General features: G+C 72.8%; 21 protein-coding genes. 11 read left to right on the forward strand and 10 right to left on the reverse strand.

Features of this window, described 5'->3' with window-relative positions; genetic code table 11:
- Positions 1 to 41 precede the first annotated feature (41 nt).
- From OG361_RS25085 to OG361_RS25095, 3 genes are all read left to right on the forward strand, one after another.
- Positions 42 to 1,358 (forward strand): hypothetical protein, encoded by a 1,317-nt coding sequence (locus tag OG361_RS25085; RefSeq protein ID WP_405856978.1) that lies wholly within the window; start codon positions 42 to 44, stop codon positions 1,356 to 1,358.
- 114 nt (positions 1,359 to 1,472) lie between these two features.
- The gene (locus tag OG361_RS25090) at positions 1,473 to 2,111 is read left to right on the forward strand and encodes a class F sortase (protein ID WP_405856980.1); all 639 of its coding nucleotides are present in this window, start codon (positions 1,473 to 1,475) and stop codon (positions 2,109 to 2,111) included.
- A 34-nt stretch (positions 2,112 to 2,145) separates the two neighbouring features.
- Complete coding sequence (locus tag OG361_RS25095; protein ID WP_384563176.1) at positions 2,146 to 2,832, forward strand: PH domain-containing protein; 687 nt, start codon at positions 2,146 to 2,148, stop codon at positions 2,830 to 2,832.
- Positions 2,833 to 3,000: 168 nt separating this feature from the next.
- On the opposite strand, the gene OG361_RS25100 is transcribed toward OG361_RS25095, so the two are convergent.
- The 3 genes from OG361_RS25100 to OG361_RS25110 all read right to left on the reverse strand — a co-directional run bounded on the left by OG361_RS25100 (position 3,001) and on the right by OG361_RS25110 (position 6,339).
- Positions 3,001 to 4,653, reverse strand: a complete 1,653-nt coding sequence (locus OG361_RS25100; RefSeq protein WP_405856982.1) for a phospho-sugar mutase — start codon at positions 4,651 to 4,653, stop codon at positions 3,001 to 3,003.
- Positions 4,654 to 4,897: 244 nt separating this feature from the next.
- Positions 4,898 to 5,701 carry a purine-nucleoside phosphorylase gene (locus OG361_RS25105; RefSeq protein ID WP_384563171.1) on the reverse strand — a complete coding sequence of 268 codons (804 nt, stop codon included), beginning with the start codon at positions 5,699 to 5,701 and terminating at the stop codon, positions 4,898 to 4,900.
- Positions 5,702 to 5,901: 200 nt separating this feature from the next.
- Positions 5,902 to 6,339, reverse strand: coding sequence for a gamma-glutamylcyclotransferase (locus OG361_RS25110; RefSeq protein WP_384563168.1), 438 nt, complete (start codon positions 6,337 to 6,339; stop codon positions 5,902 to 5,904).
- Positions 6,340 to 6,554: 215 nt separating this feature from the next.
- On the opposite strand from OG361_RS25110, the gene OG361_RS25115 reads away from it, so the two are divergent.
- Together OG361_RS25115 and OG361_RS25120 are read left to right on the forward strand one after the other, a co-directional pair.
- Entirely contained in the window at positions 6,555 to 7,994 is a 1,440-nt protein-coding gene (locus tag OG361_RS25115; RefSeq protein ID WP_405856985.1) for an NAD(P)H-quinone dehydrogenase, read from the forward strand.
- Between the two features lie 201 nt (positions 7,995 to 8,195).
- The gene (locus OG361_RS25120) at positions 8,196 to 9,158 is read left to right on the forward strand and encodes a DeoR/GlpR family DNA-binding transcription regulator (protein ID WP_405856987.1); all 963 of its coding nucleotides are present in this window, start codon (positions 8,196 to 8,198) and stop codon (positions 9,156 to 9,158) included.
- Between the two features lie 69 nt (positions 9,159 to 9,227).
- Here the strand turns inward: OG361_RS25120 and OG361_RS25125 are convergent, their stop codons facing one another.
- Both OG361_RS25125 and OG361_RS25130 read right to left on the reverse strand, forming a co-directional pair.
- The gene (locus OG361_RS25125; RefSeq protein ID WP_405856989.1) at positions 9,228 to 9,773 is read right to left on the reverse strand and encodes a TetR/AcrR family transcriptional regulator; all 546 of its coding nucleotides are present in this window, start codon (positions 9,771 to 9,773) and stop codon (positions 9,228 to 9,230) included.
- A gap of 94 nt (positions 9,774 to 9,867) precedes the next feature.
- Complete coding sequence (locus OG361_RS25130) at positions 9,868 to 11,622, reverse strand: acetyl/propionyl/methylcrotonyl-CoA carboxylase subunit alpha (RefSeq protein WP_405856991.1); 1,755 nt, start codon at positions 11,620 to 11,622, stop codon at positions 9,868 to 9,870.
- A 373-nt stretch (positions 11,623 to 11,995) separates the two neighbouring features.
- On the opposite strand from OG361_RS25130, the gene OG361_RS25135 reads away from it, so the two are divergent.
- A complete protein-coding gene (locus tag OG361_RS25135; RefSeq protein ID WP_405856993.1) occupies positions 11,996 to 12,457 on the forward strand; it encodes a hypothetical protein in 462 nt (153 codons plus the stop codon).
- Between the two features lie 13 nt (positions 12,458 to 12,470).
- Here the strand turns inward: OG361_RS25135 and OG361_RS25140 are convergent, their stop codons facing one another.
- The 3 genes from OG361_RS25140 to OG361_RS25150 all read right to left on the reverse strand — a co-directional run bounded on the left by OG361_RS25140 (position 12,471) and on the right by OG361_RS25150 (position 14,026).
- Positions 12,471 to 13,076 carry a nucleoside triphosphate pyrophosphatase gene (locus OG361_RS25140; protein WP_384563151.1) on the reverse strand — a complete coding sequence of 202 codons (606 nt, stop codon included), beginning with the start codon at positions 13,074 to 13,076 and terminating at the stop codon, positions 12,471 to 12,473.
- A gap of 25 nt (positions 13,077 to 13,101) precedes the next feature.
- Positions 13,102 to 13,230 carry a morphogenic membrane protein MmpB gene (gene mmpB, locus OG361_RS25145; protein ID WP_384563149.1) on the reverse strand — a complete coding sequence of 43 codons (129 nt, stop codon included), beginning with the start codon at positions 13,228 to 13,230 and terminating at the stop codon, positions 13,102 to 13,104.
- A gap of 127 nt (positions 13,231 to 13,357) precedes the next feature.
- Complete coding sequence (locus OG361_RS25150; protein WP_405856996.1) at positions 13,358 to 14,026, reverse strand: TetR/AcrR family transcriptional regulator; 669 nt, start codon at positions 14,024 to 14,026, stop codon at positions 13,358 to 13,360.
- Between the two features lie 37 nt (positions 14,027 to 14,063).
- Here OG361_RS25150 and OG361_RS25155 point away from each other — a divergent pair, with 37 nt between their 5' ends.
- Positions 14,064 to 15,479 carry an MFS transporter gene (locus tag OG361_RS25155; protein ID WP_405856998.1) on the forward strand — a complete coding sequence of 472 codons (1,416 nt, stop codon included), beginning with the start codon at positions 14,064 to 14,066 and terminating at the stop codon, positions 15,477 to 15,479.
- Positions 15,480 to 15,559: 80 nt separating this feature from the next.
- On the opposite strand, the gene OG361_RS25160 is transcribed toward OG361_RS25155, so the two are convergent.
- Both OG361_RS25160 and OG361_RS25165 read right to left on the reverse strand, forming a co-directional pair.
- Positions 15,560 to 15,772 carry an acyl-CoA carboxylase epsilon subunit gene (locus tag OG361_RS25160; RefSeq protein WP_384563140.1) on the reverse strand — a complete coding sequence of 71 codons (213 nt, stop codon included), beginning with the start codon at positions 15,770 to 15,772 and terminating at the stop codon, positions 15,560 to 15,562.
- Positions 15,773 to 15,811: 39 nt separating this feature from the next.
- The gene (locus OG361_RS25165; RefSeq protein WP_405857000.1) at positions 15,812 to 17,413 is read right to left on the reverse strand and encodes an acyl-CoA carboxylase subunit beta; all 1,602 of its coding nucleotides are present in this window, start codon (positions 17,411 to 17,413) and stop codon (positions 15,812 to 15,814) included.
- A gap of 134 nt (positions 17,414 to 17,547) precedes the next feature.
- On the opposite strand from OG361_RS25165, the gene OG361_RS25170 reads away from it, so the two are divergent.
- From OG361_RS25170 to OG361_RS25185, 4 genes are all read left to right on the forward strand, one after another.
- Positions 17,548 to 18,399: a biotin--[acetyl-CoA-carboxylase] ligase gene (locus tag OG361_RS25170; RefSeq protein WP_405857002.1), complete on the forward strand. Its 852-nt coding sequence runs from the start codon at positions 17,548 to 17,550 to the stop codon at positions 18,397 to 18,399.
- Between the two features lie 261 nt (positions 18,400 to 18,660).
- Entirely contained in the window at positions 18,661 to 19,800 is a 1,140-nt protein-coding gene (locus OG361_RS25175; protein WP_384563131.1) for an adenylate/guanylate cyclase domain-containing protein, read from the forward strand.
- A 61-nt stretch (positions 19,801 to 19,861) separates the two neighbouring features.
- The gene (locus OG361_RS25180; protein ID WP_405857004.1) at positions 19,862 to 20,650 is read left to right on the forward strand and encodes an enoyl-CoA hydratase/isomerase family protein; all 789 of its coding nucleotides are present in this window, start codon (positions 19,862 to 19,864) and stop codon (positions 20,648 to 20,650) included.
- Positions 20,651 to 20,769: 119 nt separating this feature from the next.
- A complete protein-coding gene (locus tag OG361_RS25185; protein ID WP_405857006.1) occupies positions 20,770 to 21,918 on the forward strand; it encodes a diguanylate cyclase domain-containing protein in 1,149 nt (382 codons plus the stop codon).
- Positions 21,919 to 22,087 lie beyond the last annotated feature (169 nt).

Here is a 22,087-nt window from a genome sequence, read left to right on the forward strand (position 1 = left end):
GACTCACGCCGGCCACACCTACCTGAATCACAGGAGTCGTTATGCGCACCGCCCTTCGCACCGCCGTCGCCACCGCCCTCGTCGCGGGCGTCGCGATCACCGCTCCGGCCTTCGCCGCCGGTGCCGCCTTCGCCGCCGACGGTCCGGTGGCCGTGAAGCCGGCCGCGACCGCGCCGGCCCCGGCCGGCACCGAGGCTCCCGAGGCAGGGGCGGCGGAAGCGGCAGGCGAGGCTGCGAAGACGACTGCTCCGAAGACGACGGCACCGAAGACCGAGGCTCCGAAGGCCGAGGCTCCGAAGGCCGAGGCCGTGGAGAGCCAGGAGAGCGGCACCTACGTCCGCACCCAGATCCTGCCGAACGGCGGCACGGCCAAGATCTTCAAGGCCGGCACGCTGCACCACATCGCCGAGCTCTACAAGGAGGGCCAGCGGGTCGGCACCCTCGACGCCGACAACCGCCCGGTCGCCGGCAACGACGACGGCACGTTCCTCGTGCTCTTCGAGACCGGCCTGACCTCCACCTGGCAGGGCAACTACGTCCCGGGCGCCCGGCCCGGCCTGTACGAGCTCGCGAACGGCTCCCGCGTGGAGCTCGTGGTGAAGCTCGGGGTCTGGACCCTCCAGACCGTGGAGAACGGCGAGACCCGCGTCCTGACCACCCTGAACGGCACCCGCAAGGTCGTGCAGTACGGCAAGGCCGTCATCGTCGTGGAGCCCGACGGCGGACTCGCCGCCTACATCAACGGCAGCGTGCGGCAGGCCGCCCCGCGGCTCGTCGAGGCCCCGGACACCACCCCCGCCCCCGCGCCCACCGCCGGCCCCGTCGTCACCATCGGCGAGTGCACCGTCCGGCAGGAGATCCCGTCCGTCTTCGCTCTGTTGACCGTGACGCTCACCAACGACCTGGAGAAGGGCCCGAAGGCCGTCCTCAAGGACGAGAACGGCAAGGCCATCGTCACCCTCGACCGCGCGACCGCGGCCGACCGGGGCATGGGCCTCACCATCAAGGGCGCGGACACCGTCACCCCGCAGCTCGGGCAGCGCACCCAGGGCGGCGACACGCCGTACCGGTGGACCGCCTTCCCGAAGCTCCCCAAGGGCTGCGAGAAGGACGCGACCGCCACCCCGGCGCCGACGGTCACCACCCCGGCCACCGGCAGCAACGGCAGCAACGGCACCACCACCAACAACGCCGGGCAGACCTCCGTCATCCCCAGGGGCGGTGTCGCCGCAGGCGCCCAGCTCGGTGCCGAGGGCGACTCCACCGCGCTGATCGCGGCCGGCGCCGGTGCGGCCTCGCTCGCCGCCGCGGGCCTCGGCTTCGTCGTCCTGCGCCGCCGGGCCGCCGCCCGCGTCTGACCCGTCCACACGTCTCCTCGCCCTTGACCCGAGCGGGAGCAGCACCACACCCCAGGCCGGCCGCCGCGCCCCACGCGGCGGCCGGCCACACCCCGTGCCGTCCGGAGCCCTCCCGTGAACCGTCCTCGTACCCGTAACGCCGCCGTCCTCCTCGTGACCGCCCTCGCCGCCCTCACCGGCTGCTCGGCCGGGCCCGGGGACCAGCCCGCCACCCCGCCCGCCCGCATCACCGAGGCCACCGCGCCCGCGCCGAAGGCGAGCGCCGCCCCCGTCCGGCCGCTGGCCCGCTCCGTGCCGGTCCGGGTCCGGGTCCCCGCTGCCGACGTCGACACCGGCGCCACCGGCTCCGTCCTGGAGCTGGGGCTCGCCGCCGACGGCACCGTCGAGGTGCCCTCGGTCGCGGACGCCGACCGCATCGGCTGGTACGACAAGGGCGTGACGCCCGGCGAGACCGGCCCCGCCGTCCTCATCGGCCACTTCGACACCGCCCGCGGCCCGGCGGTCCTGAAGAACGTCTCGCGGGTCCGGATCGGCGACGAGATCACCGTGACGCGGGCGGACGGAAAGGTCGCCGTCTTCCGGGTCGGGGAGCTGGAGCAGGTCGACAAGAAGACCTTCCCGACGGCCAAGGTGTACGGGGACACCGACCGCCCCGAGCTGCGCCTCATCACCTGCGGCGGCGAACTGGTCGACGGACACCGCCCCGACAACATCATTCTGTACGCGGATCTCGTGGCCGTGCGGGCCGCCTGAGCCCGCACGGGCCCGCTGAGGCACAATCGGCGGCATGACGACCCCGGAGCCGACCCCCGAGCCGACCCCCGAGCCGGGCCACGAGCCGACCCCCGAGCAGCCGTCGGCCGAGCAGCCGTTCGCCGACCGCGTGTTCCGTTCGCCCCTCGGGATCGCGAGCGGGGTGTTCCTGCTCGTCCTCGCCTGCCTCTTCGGCGGTGACGCGCTGATCCGCGGCGAGGGCCGGACCCCCTGGATCGCGCTCGCGGGGCTCGTCCTCGCCGTTCCGCTGATCGTCGCCTTCACGATCCGGCCGGCCGTGTACGCCAACGACAACCGGCTCCGGATCCGCAACCCGTTCCGGTCGATCACCCTGCCCTGGGCCTCGGTCGCCGACATCCGCGCCGGGTACTCCAGCGAGGTCTTCACCCAGGACGGCGCCAAGTACCAGCTGTGGGCCGTCCCCGTCTCGCTGCGGCAGCGGAAGAGGGCGGCGCGCAAGGCCGCCCGCGCCTCGCAGGACGACCCCCACGGCCGTACCTCCGTCACCGCCGACGTACGGGACAGCGCCTCCCGTACCGCGCCCACCGACAAGACCGTGGCCGATCTGCGCGAGCTCGCCGAGCACCGCGCCGGGAGCCCCGGCTCGCAGGGCGAGCCGCAGGTGCGCTGGGCGTACGAGATCATCGGCCCCGCGGTGGCCGGGCTGCTGCTCCTCGTCATCCTCCTCGCGACGCGCTGAGCCTCGCCCGCGACGCGCTGAGCCTCGGCGGTCCGCCGGCTCGGCACCGAAGGCAGCGCTCGACGGCAAGCAACCGCCTTTCACCTGTACGAGTGAAAGGGCCGGTGCGGAATCCCTCCCGCACCGGCCCTCCCGGTCCTCCTGGCCCTCCGGAGTACGCCCCTCGGGTCAGAGCCCCGCGGCCGTGCTCAGGTCCCGCTTGATCGCGGCCAGCACGTCCGCGCCCTTCGCGCGTGCCGTCGCCAGCTCGCTCGCGTCGGCGACCGGGACGACGACCTCCAGGTAGCACTTGAGCTTGGGCTCGGTGCCGCTCGGGCGGACGATCACCCGCGCCTTGTAGTCACCCTCCAGGTGGTAGCGCAGCCCGTCCGTCGGCGGCAGCGACTCCGTGCCCTTCGTCAGGTCCTCCGCCGAGACGACCGTCAGACCGGCCAGCGAGACAGGCGGCCGCTCGCGCAGCGCGGCCATCGCGTTCGCGATGATCCCCAGGTCCTCGACCCGCACCGACAGCTGGTCCGTGGCGTGCAGCCCGTGGGCCACCGCCAGGTCGTCGAGGAGGTCCGTCAGCGTCCGGCCCTGCTCCTTGAGCACCGAGGCCAGCTCGGCGACGAGCAGCGCGGCCGTGATGCCGTCCTTGTCGCGGACGCCCTCGGGGTCGACGCAGTAGCCGAGCGCCTCCTCGTAGCCGTACCGCAGACCTTCGACGCGGGCGATCCACTTGAAGCCGGTCAGCGTCTCCTCGTACCCGACCCCGGCCGCCTCGGCGATCCGGCCGAGCAGCGAGGACGACACGATCGACTCCGCGAAGACGCCCGTCGCGCCCTTGTGCACGAGGTGCGCGGCGAGCAGCGCGCCCACCTCGTCGCCGCGGAGCATCCGCCAGCCGCCCTCGACGGTGGCGTCCGGCACGGCCACCGCGCAGCGGTCGGCGTCGGGGTCGTTGGCGATGACGAGGTCGGGGTCCACGGCCCTGGCCGCCTCGAAGGCGAGGTCCATGGCGCCCGGCTCCTCCGGGTTCGGGAAGGCGACCGTCGGGAAGGCCGGGTCGGGCTCGGCCTGCGCGGCGACCAGCGCCGGCGGCGGGAACCCGGCGCGGGCGAACGCGGCCGTCAGGACGGACTTGCCGACGCCGTGCATGGCCGTGTAGACGGTCCGCGCGCTCCGGGGGGACCCGGGGGACAGGACGGCGTCCGTACGCGCCAGGTAGGCCTCCAGGACCTCGTCGCCGAGGGTCTCCCAGCCGGCCTCGGGCCGGGGCACGTCGGCGAGCGCGCGCACCGCGTCGATCTCGGCGGCGATCTCCGCGTCCGCGGGCGGCACGATCTGCGAGCCGTCGCCCAGGTAGACCTTGTAGCCGTTGTCGCGCGGCGGGTTGTGGCTCGCGGTCACCTCGACACCGGCGACGGCGCCCAGATGCCTTATGGCGTACGCGAGGACGGGCGTCGGCAGCGGGCGGGGGAGGACGGCCGCGCGCAGCCCGGCACCGATCATCACGGCGGCGGTGTCGCGGGCGAAGTCGGCGGACTTGTAGCGGGCGTCGTAGCCGACGACGACGAGGCCGCCGGTCTCTCCCTTGGCCTTGAGGTACGCGGCGAGTCCGGCGGCCGCGCGGATGACGACCGAACGGTTCATCCGCATCGGTCCGGCGCCGAGCTCGCCGCGGAGTCCGGCGGTGCCGAACTGCAGCGTGCCGGCGAAGCGGGCGGCGAGCTCGTCGGTGTCGCCGGCCTCGATGAGCCCGGCGAGCTCCTCGCGGGTCTCACGGTCGGGGTCCTCGGAGAGCCAGGCCTTGGCCCGGGCGAGGAGGTCGTCCTGCGTCACGGTGGGTGCCTTTCGGAGGTGCGGGAGTGTGGGACGGGAGCGGGGTGGGCCGCTGCGCGGAGCCTTTCCCCGCCCCGCCCCTTCCCGTAACCGGGGGCTTCGCCCCGGACCCCCGCGCCTCGAACGCCGGCGGGGCCGAAAGCCGGCCCGTCCGGCGTTCGAGGACCGGGGTCCGGGGCGAAGCCCCGGTCACGGGAAGGGGCGGGGTGGGGGAGAAGCCCCGCGCAGCGGCACCCGTCAGCCGTCAGATGCGGTCGAGGACGCGCGTCAGGAGCTCACCCATCCGCGCCGCCGAGTCACGGCCCGCCTGCAGCACCTCTTCGTGGTTCAGCGGCTCGCCCGAGAGCCCCGCCGCCAGGTTGGTGACGAGCGAGATGCCCAGGACCTCGGCGCCGGCCTCGCGGGCCGCGATCGCCTCCAGAGTGGTGGACATGCCGACGAGGTCGCCGCCCAGGACGCGGACCATGTTGATCTCGGCCGGGGTCTCGTAGTGCGGCCCGGGGAACTGGACGTAGACGCCCTCCTCCAGGGTCTCGTCGACCTCCTTGCACAGCGCGCGCAGTCGCGGCGAGTACAGGTCGGTGAGGTCCACGAAGTTCGCGCCGACGATCGGGGAGGCGGCCGTCAGGTTGATGTGGTCGCTGATCAGGACCGGCTGGCCGGGGCGCATGCCCTCGCGCAGACCGCCGCAGCCGTTGGTCAGGACGACGGTCCCGCAGCCGGCGGCGACGGCGGTGCGGACGCCGTGGGCGACGGAGGCGACGCCCCGGCCCTCGTAGAAGTGGGTGCGGCCGAGGAAGACCAGCGCGCGCTTCTCACCGATCTTGTACGAGCGGACCGTGCCGCCGTGGCCCTCGACGGCCGGCGGCGGGAAGCCGGGGAGCTCGGTCACCGGGAACTCGGCCTCGGGGGCGCCGAGGGCGTCGACGGCGGGCGCCCAGCCCGAGCCCATGACCAGGGCGACGTCGTGCTTCTCGACTCCGGTCAGCTCGCGAAGGGCTGCGGCAGCGGCCTCGGCGGCCTCGTACGGGGTGGCAGTTGCGTTCACTGACTCTCTCGCCTCGGGGAGGGGGGTCCGAGGGGAGCCCCGGACGGATTTGGTACGCGCAGAAGCGTAGCCGGAGAATCCCTACGCGCGTAGATGACGATGCTGACGGACATGCGATCGTTGTCTTGTCGTTTCCGACGAATGGCGTGGGGCGGGCCCCCGCACCGTCCGTCGGGCGTTCGCACATCCCCCGCCGGGCATCAGCAGGGACGCTTGCGCAACTCCATCACGTAGTCGTGCGGCGCGCCCGCCGACTCGGCGGCGTCCGCGATCTCGCCCAGGTACCGCGCGGACGGCAGCCCGCCCTCGTACGCGTTGAGGACGTACACCCACGCGGGCTCCTCGCCGTCGAGCGTGTCCACCCGCACCCGCATCCGCCGGTAGATGTCGAGGCCCACGCCCTCCCAGCGGTCCATGGACTCCTCGTCCATCGGCGCGATGTCGTACAGCGCCACGAAGACCTGGGAACGGGGGGCCTCCACGATGGTGGGCAGCGCACCCTCCCAGCCCATCTGCTCTCCGCCGAAGGTCAGCCTCCAGCCGTTCAGCCAGCCGGTGCCGCGCAGCGGGGAGTGCGGTGCGCGGCGGCTCATCAGCCGCGCGTCGAGGTTGCCGGCGAAAGCGGCGTAGAGCGACATGGGACCGAGGGTACGGGAGGGGCGGGGTGCCCGCCGATCCCCGAGGCGGCGACCCCGGGGATCGGCGGGACGCCCCCGGGGAGGCCCCGGCGCGAGGCCGCGCCGGTCGTGCGGGAGAATGGGGTACGCACTTGAAGCGTGCGGGACAATGGCGTACGCACTGCACCCCAGCGGGGGGACCCCCCGGCAGAACGAGACGCGAGGCGTAGATCCCAGTGACCCGGATCGTGATCATCGGTGGCGGACCCGGCGGATACGAGGCGGCCTTGGTGGGCGCCCAACTCGGCGCGGAGGTGACCGTCGTCGACTGCGACGGACTCGGCGGCGCTTCCGTCCTGACCGACTGCGTCCCCTCGAAGACGCTGATCGCCACGGCGGAGGTGATGACCACCTTCGACTCCTCCTACGAGGAACTCGGCATCATCGTCGCGGACGACACCCCCCACGTGGAGCAGGCGGCCCGCGTCGTCGGCGTCGACCTCGGCAAGGTCAACCGACGGGTGAAGCGCCTCGCGCTCGCCCAGTCGCACGACATCACCGCCTCCGTCACCCGGGCGGGCGCCCGGGTGCTGCGCGGTCGCGGCCGGCTCTCCGGCCGGCAGGCCGTGGACGGCTCCCGCCAGGTGATCGTCACCGCCGCCGACGGCACGGAGGAGACGCTCACCGCGGACGCCGTGCTCATCGCGACCGGCGGCCACCCGCGCGAGGTGCCGGACGCCAAGCCGGACGGCGAGCGCATCCTGAACTGGACCCAGGTCTACGACCTCAAGGAGCTCCCCGAGGAGCTCATCGTGGTCGGCTCCGGCGTCACCGGCGCCGAGTTCGCCGGCGCCTACCAGGCGCTCGGCTCCCGGGTCACCCTCGTCTCCTCCCGCGACCGCGTCCTGCCCGGCGAGGACCCGGACGCGGCTGCGGTCCTGGAGGACGTCTTCCGGCGCCGCGGCATGAACGTCATGGCCCGCTCCCGCGCCGAGTCCGCCAAGCGGGTCGGCGACCGGGTCGAGGTCACCCTCGCGGACGGCCGCGTCATCTCCGGCACCCACTGCCTGATGGCGGTCGGCGCGATCCCGAACTCGGCCGGAATGGGACTGGAGGAGGCCGGCGTCAGGCTGAAGGACTCCGGTCACATCTGGACCGACAGGGTCTCCCGTACGAGCGCCCCCGGCGTCTACGCGGCCGGCGACGTCACCGGTGTCTTCGCGCTCGCCTCGGTCGCCGCCATGCAGGGCCGTATCGCGATGTACCACTTCCTCGGCGACGCGGTGGCCCCGCTCAACCTGAAGACGGTCTCCTCGAACGTCTTCACCGACCCCGAGATCGCCACCGTCGGCTACACGCAGGCCGATGTGGACGCGGGCAAGATCGACGCCAAGGTCGTCAAGCTGCCGCTGCTCCGCAACCCCCGCGCGAAGATGCAGGGCATCCGGGACGGCTTCGTCAAGATCTTCTGCCGTCCGGGCACCGGCATCGTGGTCGGCGGCTGCATCGTCGCCCCGAAGGCGAGCGAGCTGATCCACCCGATCTCGATCGCGGTCGACAACAATCTGACGGTCGAACAGATCGCAAACGCTTTCACCGTGTACCCCTCCCTGTCGGGTTCGATCGCGGAAGTGGCACGGCAGTTGCACACCCGAAAGTCGGCGGGCGAGGTCTGACATCCCGTCCCGGCGCCCCTCCCGCCTGCGGGAACGGTTCGCCGACTCGGGCAACCCCCGGCAAGCCGGGGCATAGCCCTGGCACAAAACGGATCAACGGCGGGGTCTCCCATACCACTTGGAGGCCCCGTCTGTGCGCATCTTCTGCAATTCGGCGCATACTGCTGAAAACTATCGGCCGGTCACGTTACTGTCAGTTTCGTGTTCGCTGCAGAACGTCGCCAGTTGATCCTCGAAATGGTGCGAGCCAATGGGGCCGTGTCGCTCCGCGAGCTCGCCCGCGTCGTCCAGACCTCGGAGGTGACCGTACGGAGGGACGTACGGGCACTCGAGGCAGAAGGACTCCTCGACCGCCGCCACGGCGGTGCGGTGTTGCCGGGCGGATTCACGCGAGAATCCGGCTTCCCGCAGAAATCCCATCTCGCCACCGCGGAGAAGACGGCCATCGCCGACGTCGCCGCGAGCCTCGTCGAAGAGGGCGAGGCCATCGTCGTCGGAGCCGGGACGACCACGCAGGAGCTGGCCCGCCGGCTCGCCCGCGTGCCCGGCCTGACCGTGGTCACCAACTCCCTGCTCGTCGCCCAGGCGCTGGCCCATGCCAACCGGGTCGAGGTCGTCATGACCGGCGGCACCCTGCGCGGCTCCAACTACGCCCTCGTGGGCAGCGGGGCCGAGCAGTCGCTCCAGGGGCTGCGGGTCTCCCGGGCCTTCCTCTCCGGGAGCGGACTGACCGCCGAGCGGGGCCTGTCCACGTCCAACATGCTCTCCGCGAGCGTGGACCGGGCCCTCGTGCAGGCGGCGGCGGAGGTCGTGGTCCTCGCCGACCACACCAAGCTCGGCGCCGACACCATGTTCCAGACGGTGCCCACGGACGTGATCACGCGCCTGGTGACCGACGAGCCGCCCGCCCATGACGAGCGGGCCGCCTCCGAGCTCCAGGCCCTCGCCGACCAGGGCGTGCAGATCGCCGTCGCGGGTACGGGCGCGGGTCCCGGCGCGGCCGGCGGTGAGCAGCTCCCCCCGGGCGTCCGGCCCCGCCGTGACATGCCGCTCCCCGTCCAGCGCGGACGGATGGCGGCCGGTCAGTTCCGGGGACCGGGTGGGGGGATGGCCGCGGAGACGTTGGAGCGCACGGCCCGCGTCGCGGACATGCGGCGCCGCTGAGCAGTCACCTCATCGAGCGCCGAGGGACCCTCCCCCAGGGGTCCCACGCCGTCCGTACGCCGGCACACCTCAGCCCTTGAGTCCCCGCAGGGTCAGCGCGAGCAGGCGGTCCGCCAACTCCGCGTCCTCCGGGCACTGTTCCGCCGCCAGCGCGATCGCGTTGGTGAGCTGCATCAGGTCACCGATCGACACGTCGGCGCGTACCTGGCCCGCCTCCTGAGCGCGCCCGAGCAGCGCCTCGCCCGCCGCGCGCAGCGGCACGCTGCACGAGGCGAGCGCCGAACTCCGGTCGTACGAGGCGGACATCAGCGCGTGCGCGAGTCCCCGGTACTCACCCGCGTGGGCGATCAGGGCGCGCAGCCACTCCACGAGCGCCCGGCACGGCTCGTCGGCCCCGGCCAGCTCGTGCGAGCGCCGGAGAAGCGCCGCCAGGGCCTCCTGGAAGACGGCGTTCAGCAGATCGGCCCGGGTGGGGAAGTGGCGGTAGAGGGTGCCGATCCCGACGCCCGCGCGGCGGGCGATCTCCTCCAGGGGCGCGTCCGTGCCCTGTTCGGCGAAGGCGGCCCTGGCCTCCGTGAGCAGCCGCTCGTGGTTGCGGCGCGCGTCGGCTCGCATCGATGAAGGCCCTCCCCTTCCAGCAGGCACCCCCGAGACGAAGGGCCCGCAGGCGGGTGCCTGCGGGCCCTTCGTACCGTACGTGGTGCGACGGTCAGTCCTTGATGTCGCAGATGGTGGCGCCGGAGGTGACCGAGGCGCCGACCTCGGCGCTCAGGCCCTTGACGGTGCCGGAGCGGTGGGCGTTGAGGGGCTGCTCCATCTTCATGGCCTCAAGGACGACGATGAGATCGCCCTCCTTGACCTCCTGGCCCTCCTCGACCGCGACCTTCACGATCGTGCCCTGCATCGGCGAGGCGAGGGTGTCGCCCGAGGCGGTCGGGCCGGACTTCTTCGCCGCCCGGCGCTTCGGCCTGGCACCCGCCGCGAGCCCGGTACGGGCCAGCGTCATGCCGAGGGAGGACGGCAGGGAGACCTCGAGGCGCTTGCCGCCGACCTCGACGACGATCGTCTCGCGGCCCGACTCGTCCTCGTCGGCGTCCGCACCGGCCGGCGCGAACGGCTTGATCTCGTTGACGAACTCCGTCTCGATCCACCGGGTGTGGACCCGGAACGGGTCGGCGGTGAAGGCGGGGTCGACGACGACGGCCTGGTGGAAGGGGATGGCGGTGGCCATGCCCTCGACCTTGAACTCGGCCAGGGCGCGCGCGGCGCGCTGGAGCGCCTGCTCGCGGGTGGCGCCGGTGACGATCAGCTTGGCCAGGAGCGAGTCCCAGGCCGGGCCGATGACGGAGCCGGACTCGACGCCCGCGTCCAGACGGACACCGGGGCCCGAGGGCGCGTCGAAGACGGTGACCGTGCCGGGGGCGGGCAGGAAGCCGCGGCCCGGGTCCTCGCCGTTGATGCGGAACTCGAAGGAGTGACCGCGTACCGCCGGGTCGCCGTAACCGAGCTCCTCGCCGTCGGCGATCCGGAACATCTCACGGACCAGGTCGATGCCGGTGACCTCCTCGGTCACCGGGTGCTCGACCTGGAGGCGGGTGTTGACCTCCAGGAAGGAGATCGTGCCGTCCGTACCGACGAGGAACTCGACCGTGCCCGCGCCGACGTAGCCGGCCTCCTTCAGGATCGCCTTCGACGCCGCGTACAGCTCGGCGTTCTGCGCCTCCGTCAGGAACGGGGCCGGGGCCTCCTCGACGAGCTTCTGGTGGCGGCGCTGGAGCGAGCAGTCACGGGTGGAGACGACGACCACGTTGCCGTGGGTGTCGGCCAGGCACTGGGTCTCCACGTGACGCGGCCTGTCCAGGTAGCGCTCCACGAAGCACTCACCGCGACCGAAGGCGGCCACGGCCTCGCGCACGGCGGAGTCGTACAGCTCGGGGACCTCTTCCAGGGTCCGCGCGACCTTCAGACCACGACCGCCGCCACCGAACGCGGCCTTGATCGCGATCGGCAGCCCGTGCTCCTCCGCGAACGCCACGACCTCGTCCGCGCCGGAGACCGGGTCGGGGGTGCCGGCGACCAGCGGGGCGCCCGCGCGCTGCGCGATGTGACGAGCCGCCACCTTGTCGCCCAGGTCGCGGATCGCCTGCGGCGGCGGACCGATCCAGATCAGACCCGCGTCCAGGACCGCCTGCGCGAACTCCGCGTTCTCGGAGAGGAACCCGTAACCGGGGTGGACGGCGTCCGCGTCCGAGTCCTTCGCGGCCTGCAACACCTTGGCCATGTCCAGATAACTGGTCGCCGGAGTGTCACCGCCCAGAGCGAACGCCTCGTCAGCCGCCCGGACATGCAGAGCGTCCCGGTCCGGATCGGCGTACACGGCCACGCTGCCGATACCCGCGTCCCGGCACGCCCGGGCCACACGGACAGCGATTTCGCCACGGTTGGCGATGAGCACCTTGCGCACGATGGCTCCCTCCTTGAAACAAGCTGAGTTTAGGGACTGCCGACACGGCCTTTCGACCCGTCCCCAGTGGTGAGCTTGCCCACACGGAGCGTGACCCCGGGCCCGCTCGGGTCGTGAATTCCCTTGTCGCACCACGGTACGCAGGGTTCCTTTACGGCACAGTAGCTCCGAGGTGTGGCGCAGGTCTCTGTTCGTCCGGCCAGTCGCCATTCGGGTTTCTTTGTCGGGTCCCTACGAATGGGTCGATGATTCTTTGCCGAGCGGTGCGCCACCGCCCCCCGTGCGCGAACTCTTGTCCGGAGGTTTACCGGCCAGTAGCCTTCGCGCTGTCGATCGTACTGTCGGTAACAGTCGAATCCAGGGGGTGGCCGAGGTGGCCCGCAGACCGATAGCCCTCGTGACGGCGGCGGTGCTCCTCCTCGAGGCACCCGGAATCGTCGCGATCAACGCCGTCATGGCGCGCTTCCTGGAAATCCAGTCGATGTCCCTCGACGGCATGGACCCGGACGCGATGGTCGCCGGCACCTGGGGCCTCGGCATCGGCTCCGGCGTCGCCCTCCTCCTCTGCGGCCTCGTCGCCCTCCTCGCGGGCCTCCGCGACCGCCGCCCGGGCCGCTTCGGCCGGGGGCTGCTCATCGGCTGCGCCGTCGTGCACGGCATCCTCGGCGCGGTCGCCGTCGGCCTGATCGGCTGGGGCGCGTTCGCCTTCCTGATGGCGGTGGTCGGACTCGTCGTCCTCACCCTGGTGGCGTACGGGAAGGACGGCGGGAAGGCGGACGGGGAGGGGAGCGGGGCGGACGCCGACGCCCCCGACGGGGTGCCGACGCCCGCCTGACGCGCCCGGCGGCTCAGGTCCAGAGGTCGGTGATCCCCACGTCCAGCTTCCGGAGCAGCGTGCGCAGCAGCGGCAGCGACAGGCCGATCACATTGCCCGGGTCCCCGTCGATGCCGTCGATGAACGGCGCCGAGCGCCCGTCCAGGGTGAACGCGCCCGCCACGTGCAGCGGTTCGCCGCTCGCCACGTACGCCGCGATCTCCTCGTCCGTCGGCGAGCCGAAGCGGACCACGGTGGAGGCCGTCGCCGACTCGTAGCGCTTGGCGGCCGTGTCGTACACGCAGTGACCGGTCTGGAGGATGCCGACCCGGCCGCGCATCGTCTTCCAGCGGGCGGTGGCCTCCTCCGCGTCGGCCGGCTTGCCGAGGGCCTGCCCGTCGAGCTCCAGGACCGAGTCGCAGCCGATGACGAGCGCCCCGAACACCTCGGGCCGGGCGGCCACATGGGCGGCCTTCGCCTCCGCGAGGGCGAGCGCGAGCTCGGCCGGGGTCGGGGCGTGGACCTTGTCCTCGTCGACACCGCTCACGATCACCTCGGGAGCGATGCCGGCCTGCCGGAGCAGCCCGAGCCGGGCGGGGGAGGCGGAGGCGAGCACGACACGGCGCGGATCAGCAGTCATGGGGGCAGCGTAGCCAAGACGCCGTCTAGCGCGCGCTGACCACGATCATCTCCACCACCATCGCCAGCGCGAGGATCACGCCCGCACGGCGGAGCATCGCCTGCATCTCGCGCATGAACTTCGGCGGCTCGTTCTTCGGGTCGGACCACAACATGCTCCGATCCTCCGGGTGGGGCGCGCGTGGCGCCTGAGTACGGATACTCAAGCGCCCCCGTTCCGAAGGACTATTCGCGGAGACCGGAAGGCCGCTCGCGGACCGGCGGCCGCTCGTGGACCGGCGGTTACGCGCTGCGGAACACCCCGGCGCGCGCCGCCGCGAGCGCCGCCGCCGCGGCCCGTTCGGCCACATCCCCGCCGAGCTCCTCGTGGGTGACGGCGAAGCGGTAGTAGAGCGGCGCGGAGACGGCGCGGAGCAGCTCCACCGGGTCCGTGTCCGCCGGGATCTCGCCGCGTGCCGCGCCCCGGGCGACGACCGGCGCCCATTCGGCGAGCCGGGTCCGGTAGAAGCCGGCGAGCGCGCGGGCGCACTCCTCGTCGCAGGCGGCCGCGGCGATGACCGCGCGGAAGACGGCTCCCATCCGCGGCTCGGTGAGGGTGGACCTTACGAGCTCGGCGTTGGCCCGGAGGTCGCCCGCGAGGCAGCCGGTGTCGGCGGCGGGCAGGGACTGCTCCGCCATGTCGTGCAGGAGGTCGGTGACGAGGCCGACGGGGGAGCCCCAGCGGCGGTAGACGGTGGTCTTGCCGACGCCGGCGCTCGCGGCGATCCGGTCCATGTTCAGGGCGTGGAAGCCGGTGTCCGCGAGGGCGTCCCGCGTGGCGTCGAGTACGGCCCCGCGGACCTTCGCGGTGCGGCCGCCGGGGCGCAGGGTGCCGGGCGAGGCCGGCTGGCTCTCAGTCAAACGGGTCTCCTGTTCCATTAAGGCCTTCGACTCTGCTACGGTACGGGACATCTTAACGGAACTTGCTTCCCATTAAGGGGTCGTACGCATGGTCTCCCTCGATCTCCCCACCGCCACGGACCGCACCTCCGGCACGCCCCGTCACACCCCCGACCGTATGACCGGCCGGATGCGACTCGTCCTCGTCGTCCTCCTCCTCGCCCAGTTCATGCTGGCCGTCGACTTCTCGATCCTGAACGTCGCCCTGCCCGTCATCGGCCAGGGACTCGGCTTCACCCTCGGCGGCCTCCAGTGGATCGCCACCGCCTTCGCCCTCGCCGCCGCCGGCTTCACCCTCCTCTTCGGGCGCGTCGCCGACCTCGTCGGCCGCCGCCGCCTCTTCCTCGGCGGCATGGCGCTCCTCGGTGTCTCCTCCCTCGTCGGCGGACTCGCCACCGGCCCCGAGATGCTCATGGCCGCCCGGGTCGCCCAGGGACTCGCCACCGCCGCCGTCACCCCCGCCGGGCTCTCCCTGCTCACCGCCTCCTTCCCGGAGGGCCCGCTGCGCGCCAAGGCGCTCGGACTCAACGGCGCCCTCATGTCCGCCGGCTTCACCACCGGCGCGATCCTCGGCGGAGTCCTCACCGACCTGCTCTCCTGGCGCTGGGCCTTCCTCGTCAACGTGCCGGTGGCCCTCGCCGTCCTCCTCGTCGCCCCGGCCGTCCTCACGGAGAGCCGCCCGGCCGTCCGCCCCCGCCTCGACGTGCCCGGCGCGATCACCGTCACCGGAGGACTCCTCGCCCTCGTCTACGGCCTCACGGTCGCCGGCGAACACGGCTGGACCGACCCCGCCGCGCTCACCGCCCTCGCCGCGGGCGCCGCGCTCCTCGCCGCCTTCGTCCTCGTCGAACGGCGGGCCGCCTCACCGCTCGTCCCCGTGCACGTCCTGCGGCGCCGCACCGTCGTCTGGGGCAACCTCGCCGGGCTCGTCGCCTTCGTCACCGAGACCTCCCTGGTCTTCCTGATGACCCTGTACCTCCAGGACGTCCTCGGCTTCTCGCCGCTCGCCGCCGGCCTCTCCTTCGGCGTCCTCGGCGCCGGCACGATCCTCGGCGGTGTGTTCGCCTCCCGCTTCATCGGCCGCTTCGGCGCCCGCTCCGCCCTCGTCACCGGCGGACTCCTCCAGGCGGCCGCCACCCTCTCCCTGTACGGGCTCGGCGACGACCGGGGCAGCCTCTGGCTCCTGCTCGCCGCGACCTTCGCCGGCGGCGTCGGCAACATGCTCGCGATCGTCGGCTTCATGGTCACCGCCACCTCGGGCATCCCCGACACCGAACAGGGCATGGCGACCGGACTCGCGACCATGACCCAGCAGGTCGGCATCACCATGGGCACGCCGATCATGAGCGCCGTCGTCGTCACCGCGCCCGTGCTCCTCGACGGCATCGGCCTCGCGGTCCTCGTCAACGCCGCGATCGTCGCCGCCGGAGCCGTACTCGCCGGCCTCTTCCTCCGCCGTGCGTGAGCCCCTCGCACCGGGCACGCGAAAGGCCGGACCCCCCGCACACGGGGTCCGGCCTTTCACCGTCGACGACGGCTGGAGTGCTACACGGGCCAGTACGACCTGGCCCAGGCCCGCGGGCCCGGCCGGGCACGTACCGCCCGTGCGATGCGGGAGGGATCGGACCACCCCTCCGGTATCGCCGGGCCGCCACCCTCGGCGGACGCCGCCGCCGTGGCCGCGGCCCGGGCCTGGACCACCGCCAGTGCGGCGGCCAGCTCCTCCGGTGTCGGGTTTCCTCGTACGACCTTGATCACAGCGGCTCCTTCGGCGCGCGTACGGGGCTACAGCGGGATCTACAGCGGGATGTTGCCGTGCTTCTTCGGAGGAAGGGATTCCCGCTTCGTGCGGAGCTGACGCAGCCCCTTCACGATCTGCGGACGCGTGTCCGACGGCATGACCACACCGTCGATGTAGCCGCGCTCGGCCGCCGTGTACGGGTTGAGCAGGGTGTCCTCGTACTCCTGGATCAGCCGCGCCCGCTCCACCGCTGCCTTGTCTGCGTCTCCCGCCTCTTCGATCGTCCTGCGGTGAAGGATGTTCACCGCGCCCTGCGCGCCCATCACCGCGATCTGCGCGGTCGGCCACGCCAGGTTCAGGTCCGCGCCCAGGTGCTTGGAGCCCATGACGTCGTACGCGCCGCCGAACGCCTTCCGCGTGATGATCGTGATCAGCGGGACCGTGGCCTCCGCGTACGCGTAGATCAGCTTCGCGCCGCGCCGGATGATGCCGCCGTACTCCTGGTCCACGCCCGGCAGGAAGCCGGGCACGTCGACGAAGGTCAGCACCGGGATGTTGAAGGCGTCGCACGTCCGGACGAACCTCGCGGCCTTCTCGGACGCGTTGATGTCGAGACAGCCCGCGAACTGCATCGGCTGGTTGGCGACGACACCGACGGGGAAGCCCTCGACCCGGCCGAAGCCGGTCACGATGTTCGGGGCGAACAGCGCCTGCGTCTCCAGGAACTCGCCGTCGTCGAGGACGTGCTCGATGACCTTGTGCATGTCGTACGGCTGGTTGGCCGAGTCCGGGATCAGCGTGTCGAGCTCGCGGTCCTCGTCCGTCACCTCGGTGTCGGCGGACTCGGGGAAGGCCGGCGGCTCGGAGAGGTTGTTCGACGGCAGGTAGGACAGCAGGGACTTCACGTACTCGATGGCGTCCTTCTCGTCCCCCGCCATGTGGTGGGCCACGCCCGAGGTCGAGTTGTGCGTCCGCGCGCCGCCCAGCTCCTCGAAGCCCACGTCCTCGCCGGTCACCGTCTTGATGACGTCGGGGCCCGTGATGAACATGTGCGAGGTCTGGTCCACCATCACCGTGAAGTCGGTGATCGCGGGGGAGTACACCGCGCCGCCCGCGCACGGGCCGACGACCAGGGAGATCTGCGGGATCACCCCGGAGGCGTGGGTGTTGCGGCGGAAGATCTCGCCGTACATGCCGAGCGCGCTCACGCCCTCCTGGATGCGGGCGCCACCGGAGTCGTTGATGCCGATGACCGGGCAGCCCGTCTTCAGCGCGAAGTCCATCACCTTGATGATCTTCTGGCCGTACGTCTCGCCGAGCGCACCGCCGAAGACCGTGAAGTCCTGCGAGAAGACGGCCACCGGGCGCCCGTCGACCGTGCCGTAGCCGGTGACGACGCCGTCCCCGTACGGGCGGTTCTTCTCCAGGCCGAAGTTGGTCGACCGGTGCCGGGCGAGCTCGTCCAGCTCGACGAACGACCCTTCGTCGAGGAGCAGGGCGATCCGCTCGCGCGCGGTCAGCTTCCCCTTCGCGTGCTGCTTCTCCACCGCGCGCTCCGAGCCGGCGTGCGTGGCCTCGTCGATGCGGCGCTTGAGGTCCGCGATCTTGCCTGCGGTCGTGTGAATGTCGATCTCGTGCTGCTCTGCCGGCTCGGACATCGGGATGCGGCTCCCTGCCTGGTCACGGGGGGTTCGTTGACTACGAATGGGCTACTGCTGAGCTACTGACCCGTAGCGTATCGGCGCGGATACGGCCGCGCAGTGCGGTCTTTGCCACACCTAGTCTGACTTGCATGACGTCCTCTCAGGCCTCCGGCGGACCCTGGTCCGACCTCGACCGGCCCCCGCTCAACGCCCCCGCACTGCGTCGCGCGCTGGTGCAGCCCGACGGGCTGTGGACCTCGCTCGACGTGGTCACCACCACCGGCTCCACCAACAGCGACCTCGCCGCCCGCGCCGACGAGCTGCCCGAGGGCGCGGTGCTCGTCGCCGAGGAGCAGACCTCCGGCCGCGGCCGCCTCGACCGCAGCTGGACGGCGCCCGCCCGCTCCGGGCTCTTCCTCTCCGTCCTCCTCAAGCCCGACGTGCCGGTGCACCGCTGGGGCTGGCTGCCGCTGCTCACGGGCGTGGCCGCCGCGACCGGGCTCGCGAAGTCCGCCGGGGTCGACCTCTCCCTCAAGTGGCCCAACGACCTGCTGGTTTCCATCGGCGGCGAGGAGCGCAAGACCGGCGGCATCCTCGCCGAGCGGGCCGGCGAGGACGGCATCGTCGTCGGCCTCGGCATCAACGTCACGCTCCGTGAGGAGGAGCTCCCCGTCCCGGCGGCCGGCTCCCTCCTCCTCGCCGGCGCGGTCTCCACCGACCGCGACACCCTCCTGCGGGCCGTCCTGCGCTCCCTCGACCAGTGGTACGGGGACTGGGTACGGGCCGACGGCGACCCCGAGGCCTCCGGCCTCCAGGCGGCCTACACGGCCGACTGCGCGACCCTCGGCCGCCGCGTGCGGGCCGACCTGCCGGGCGAGCGGATGCTGGAGGGCGAGGCGGTCGCCCTGGACGGCGACGGACGCCTCGTGGTGGCCACGGAGGGCGGCGGCACCGAGGCGGTCGGCGCCGGCGACATCGTCCACCTGCGGACACCCGCCTGACTTCCACCTGCGGACACCCGCCCGACGGAGTAGGAAGGGCGGAGGAGTACCGGCAGGCCCCGGGCACGGCCAGGACACCGGCCGTGTCCGGGGCGGCCCGGCACGGCCCGGACACGGGCCACGTACGGGTCAAACAGCGGCAATGGGACGGAATGGCTCGCCGTTCAGGCGTGAGCCATTCCACACCTGTCGTATCGTGGAGCGCGATCCAGGCGACAGATCGGCAGGACAAGTGGGCAGGGAACGGGCAGGAGGCGGCCGGTGACCGTCGACGACGCGAACGCGGGTGGCGGAACGGAGCCGCCCACGTACCCCACCCCCCACCACGAGGTCGATCACACGGCGGAGCCGAGCGACGACCCCCTCGCCATCCGCCTCGAACAGCTCATCCTCGGCGCGGACCGCCGCTACACCCCCTTCCAGGCCGCCCGCACGGCCGGCGTCTCCATGGAGCTCGCCTCCCGCTTCTGGCGTGCGATGGGCTTCGCCGACATCGGCCAGGCCAAGGCGCTCACCGAGGCCGACGTCCTCGCGCTGCGCCGCCTCGCCGGCCTCGTCGAGGCCGGGCTGCTCAGCGAGCCGATGGCCGTACAGGTCGCCCGCTCCACCGGACAGACCACCGCCCGGCTCGCCGAGTGGCAGATCGACTCCTTCCTGGAGGGCCTCACCGAGCCGCCCGAGCCGGGTATGACCCGCACCGAGGTCACGTACCCCCTCGTCGAGCTGCTCCTGCCCGAGCTGGAGGAGTTCCTCATCTACGTGTGGCGCCGGCAGCTCGCCGCCGCCACCGGCCGGGTCGTCCAGGCGGCCGATGACGAGGAGATGGTCGACCGCCGGCTCGCCGTCGGCTTCGCGGACCTCGTCGGCTTCACCCGCCTCACCCGTCGCCTGGAGGAGGAGGAGCTCGGCGAGCTCGTCGAGGCCTTCGAGACGACCTGCGCCGACCTCGTCGCCGCGCACGGCGGCCGGCTCATCAAGACCCTCGGCGACGAGGTGCTCTACTGCGCCGACGACCCCGGCACCGCCGCCGAGATCGCGCTCCGGCTCATCGACACCCTCAGCAACGACGAGACGATGCCCGCCCTGCGCGTCGGCATCGCCTTCGGCACGGTGACGACCCGCATGGGCGACGTCTTCGGTACGACGGTGAACCTCGCGAGCCGCCTCACCTCCATAGCCCCGAAGGACGCCGTCCTCGTCGACGGCGCCCTCGCGAAGGAGCTGTCCAGGGCCGGGGACGCGCCCGTCTCGGAGGCGGAGGCGGCCGAGGAGGCGTCCCGCGCCGAGAAGGAGGGCCGCCCGGTCGCCACGTACCGCTTCGCCCTCCAGCCGATGTGGCAGAGGCCGGTACGAGGCCTCGGTGTCGTGGAGCCCTGGCTCCTGAGCCGCCGCCCCACCTAGGATTCCCCCGTGAACGCCTGTTAACAGCCGTTAACAGGCCCGGATCGGGAGGGTGTGCGGCATGTCCGAGCAGCGTTTTGGCGAGTTCGTGGTGGTCCGGCGGGAGGGGCACGTCGCGGAGCTGGTCCTCGACCGCCCCAAGGCGATGAACGCGGTCTCCTCCGAGATGGCCCGCTCCCTCGGCGCGGCCTGCGAGGCGCTCGCCGCCGACCCCGCCGTCCGCGTCACCGTGCTGACCTCCTCGAACGACCGGGCCTTCTGCGTCGGCGCCGACCTGAAGGAGCGCAACTCCTTCACCGACGCCGAGCTCGTCCGCCAGCGCCCGACCGCCCGCGCCGCCTACACCGGCGTCCTCGAACTGCCGATGCCGACCGTCGCCGCCGTGCACGGCTTCGCCCTCGGCGGCGGCTTCGAGCTCGCCCTCGCCTGCGACGTGATCGTGGCCGACGCGACCGCCGTCGTCGGCCTCCCCGAGGTCTCGGTGGGCGTCATCCCCGGCGGTGGCGGTACGCAGCTCCTCCCGCGCCGGGTGGGCGCGGCACGCGCCGCCGAGCTGGTCTTCACGGCCCGCCGGGTCGAGGCGACGGAGGCCCGCGAGCTCGGGCTCGTCGACCTCCTGGAGGAGGACGCGCGGACGGCCGCCCTGGAGCTGGCCGGGCGGATCGCGGCCAACTCGCCGGTCGGGCTGCGCGCCGCCAAGAAGGCCATGCGGCTCGGCCAGGGCCTGGACCTGCGGGCCGGTCTGGAGGTCGAGGACGCGGCGTGGCGGTCGGTGGCCTTCTCGGGCGACCGGGCGGAGGGCGTGGCGGCCTTCAACGAGAAGCGGAAGCCGGAGTGGCCGGGGGAGTGACCCCGTGAGTTTGTGACGCGCCCCCTCCCGGTTCCTGTTTCCGTCCCTATTTGCGCGAGATGTCACTTTCTGTGACGTCTCGCAGGGGAAAACGTGTCAAACCTCCCTAAGCTGGAGGAATGGGTGAGGACGTGCGGCTGCGGGCCGTAGTGGCGCTGGCGCAGGGGATGGCGGCGGCGCACACTCCACGTGAGTTCTGGCGGGCGGCGGCGCTCGGGTCCTGTGAGGGGCTCGACGGGAGCTTCGCGGCCCTGTCCGTCTGGGAGCGGGACCACGGCCGGCTGAAGGTCCTGGTCAACGCGGGGGAGCGGGCCGCGGGCGAGGAGGAGTTCCCGGACTCGGAGACGTACCCGGTGCACCAGTTCCCCGAGATCACCGAGTTCCTGCACGAGCAGTGGGCGGGCGGCGGCGAGCCGGACGCCTGGGTGGAGACCGCGACCGACCGGGTCCCGACCGGCCGCGTGGTCGGCCTCCGCAGGCGGGGGCGGGGCTGCTGCGTGGTCGCCCCGATCGTGCTGCACGGGCGGGCCTGGGGTGAGCTGTACGTGGCCAGGCCGCCCGAGGAGAAACCTTTCACCCGCGCGGACGCCGACTTCGCGACCGTCCTCGCGGCGGTCGTCGCGGCCGGCATCGCCCAGGCGGAGCGTCTGGAGGAGGTCCGCAAACTGGCCTTCACCGACCCGCTCACCGGGCTCGCCAACCGGCGGGCCGTGGACACCCGGCTCGACGAGGCCATCGAGCGCTACCGGCTCGACGCCTCCGTCGTGAGCCTGCTGGTCTGCGACCTCAACGGCCTCAAGCGGGTCAACGACACCCACGGCCACGCGGTCGGCGACCGGCTCCTCGAACGCTTCGGCTCCGTGCTCTCCCGCTGCGGGGCGCGGCTCCCCGGCGCCCTCGCGGCCCGCCTCGGCGGCGACGAGTTCTGCCTCCTCACGGTCGGCCCGACGGCGGACGAGGTGGTCGCGGTCGCCGAGGAGCTCTGCGTACGGGCGGCGGAGCTGGAGCTCGGCGAGGGCGTGGCCTGCGGGGTGGCGTCCACCGGTGACCCCATCGGCCCGCTCAGGTCGGCGCGCCGCCTCTTCCGGCTGGCCGACGCGGCCCAGTACCAGGCGAAGGCCGCGCGCTCGGCGAAGCCGGTCGTGGCGGGCCGGGACGGCACGGTCATCCGCCTCGCCGACGCCCCGCCGGGCGCCCGCGACCGCCGCCGCTTCCGCGACGCGCCGCCGGTGGTGCCGCCGCCGGAGGGTCCGCCTCGTGAGCCGTGAGACGGGGTGTGCGGGGCGTGCGAGGGCAGTGTGGGGAGTGCGGGGCCGTTGCGGGGCGTGCGAGGGAAGTGCGGGGCGTGCGAGGGCAGTGTGGAGCTCCGTGGGGCTCCGCTGTGGCGTTGTGCGGGGCCGTGCGGGCCTCTGCGGGGTCGGTGGGGCCGTGCGGAAG

This window comes from Streptomyces sp. NBC_00090 (assembly GCF_045160815.1).
Classification (GTDB): domain Bacteria; phylum Actinomycetota; class Actinomycetes; order Streptomycetales; family Streptomycetaceae; genus Streptomyces.

Coding starts and splice junctions, on each gene's coding strand:
- OG361_RS25185 (WP_405857006.1), top strand. CDS start 20,770: ATGGGTGAGGACGTGCGGCTGCGGGCCGTAGTGGCGCTGGCGCAGGGG.
- OG361_RS25170 (WP_405857002.1), top strand. CDS start 17,548: ATGACGTCCTCTCAGGCCTCCGGCGGACCCTGGTCCGACCTCGACCGG.
- OG361_RS25085 (WP_405856978.1), top strand. CDS start 42: ATGCGCACCGCCCTTCGCACCGCCGTCGCCACCGCCCTCGTCGCGGGC.
- OG361_RS25110 (WP_384563168.1), bottom strand. CDS start 6,339: ATGTCGCTCTACGCCGCTTTCGCCGGCAACCTCGACGCGCGGCTGATG.
- OG361_RS25165 (WP_405857000.1), bottom strand. CDS start 17,413: ATGTCCGAGCCGGCAGAGCAGCACGAGATCGACATTCACACGACCGCA.
- OG361_RS25125 (WP_405856989.1), bottom strand. CDS start 9,773: ATGCGAGCCGACGCGCGCCGCAACCACGAGCGGCTGCTCACGGAGGCC.
- OG361_RS25140 (WP_384563151.1), bottom strand. CDS start 13,076: ATGACTGCTGATCCGCGCCGTGTCGTGCTCGCCTCCGCCTCCCCCGCC.
- OG361_RS25095 (WP_384563176.1), top strand. CDS start 2,146: ATGACGACCCCGGAGCCGACCCCCGAGCCGACCCCCGAGCCGGGCCAC.
- mmpB (WP_384563149.1), bottom strand. CDS start 13,230: ATGTTGTGGTCCGACCCGAAGAACGAGCCGCCGAAGTTCATGCGCGAG.
- OG361_RS25180 (WP_405857004.1), top strand. CDS start 19,862: ATGTCCGAGCAGCGTTTTGGCGAGTTCGTGGTGGTCCGGCGGGAGGGG.
- OG361_RS25155 (WP_405856998.1), top strand. CDS start 14,064: ATGGTCTCCCTCGATCTCCCCACCGCCACGGACCGCACCTCCGGCACG.
- OG361_RS25150 (WP_405856996.1), bottom strand. CDS start 14,026: ATGTCCCGTACCGTAGCAGAGTCGAAGGCCTTAATGGAACAGGAGACC.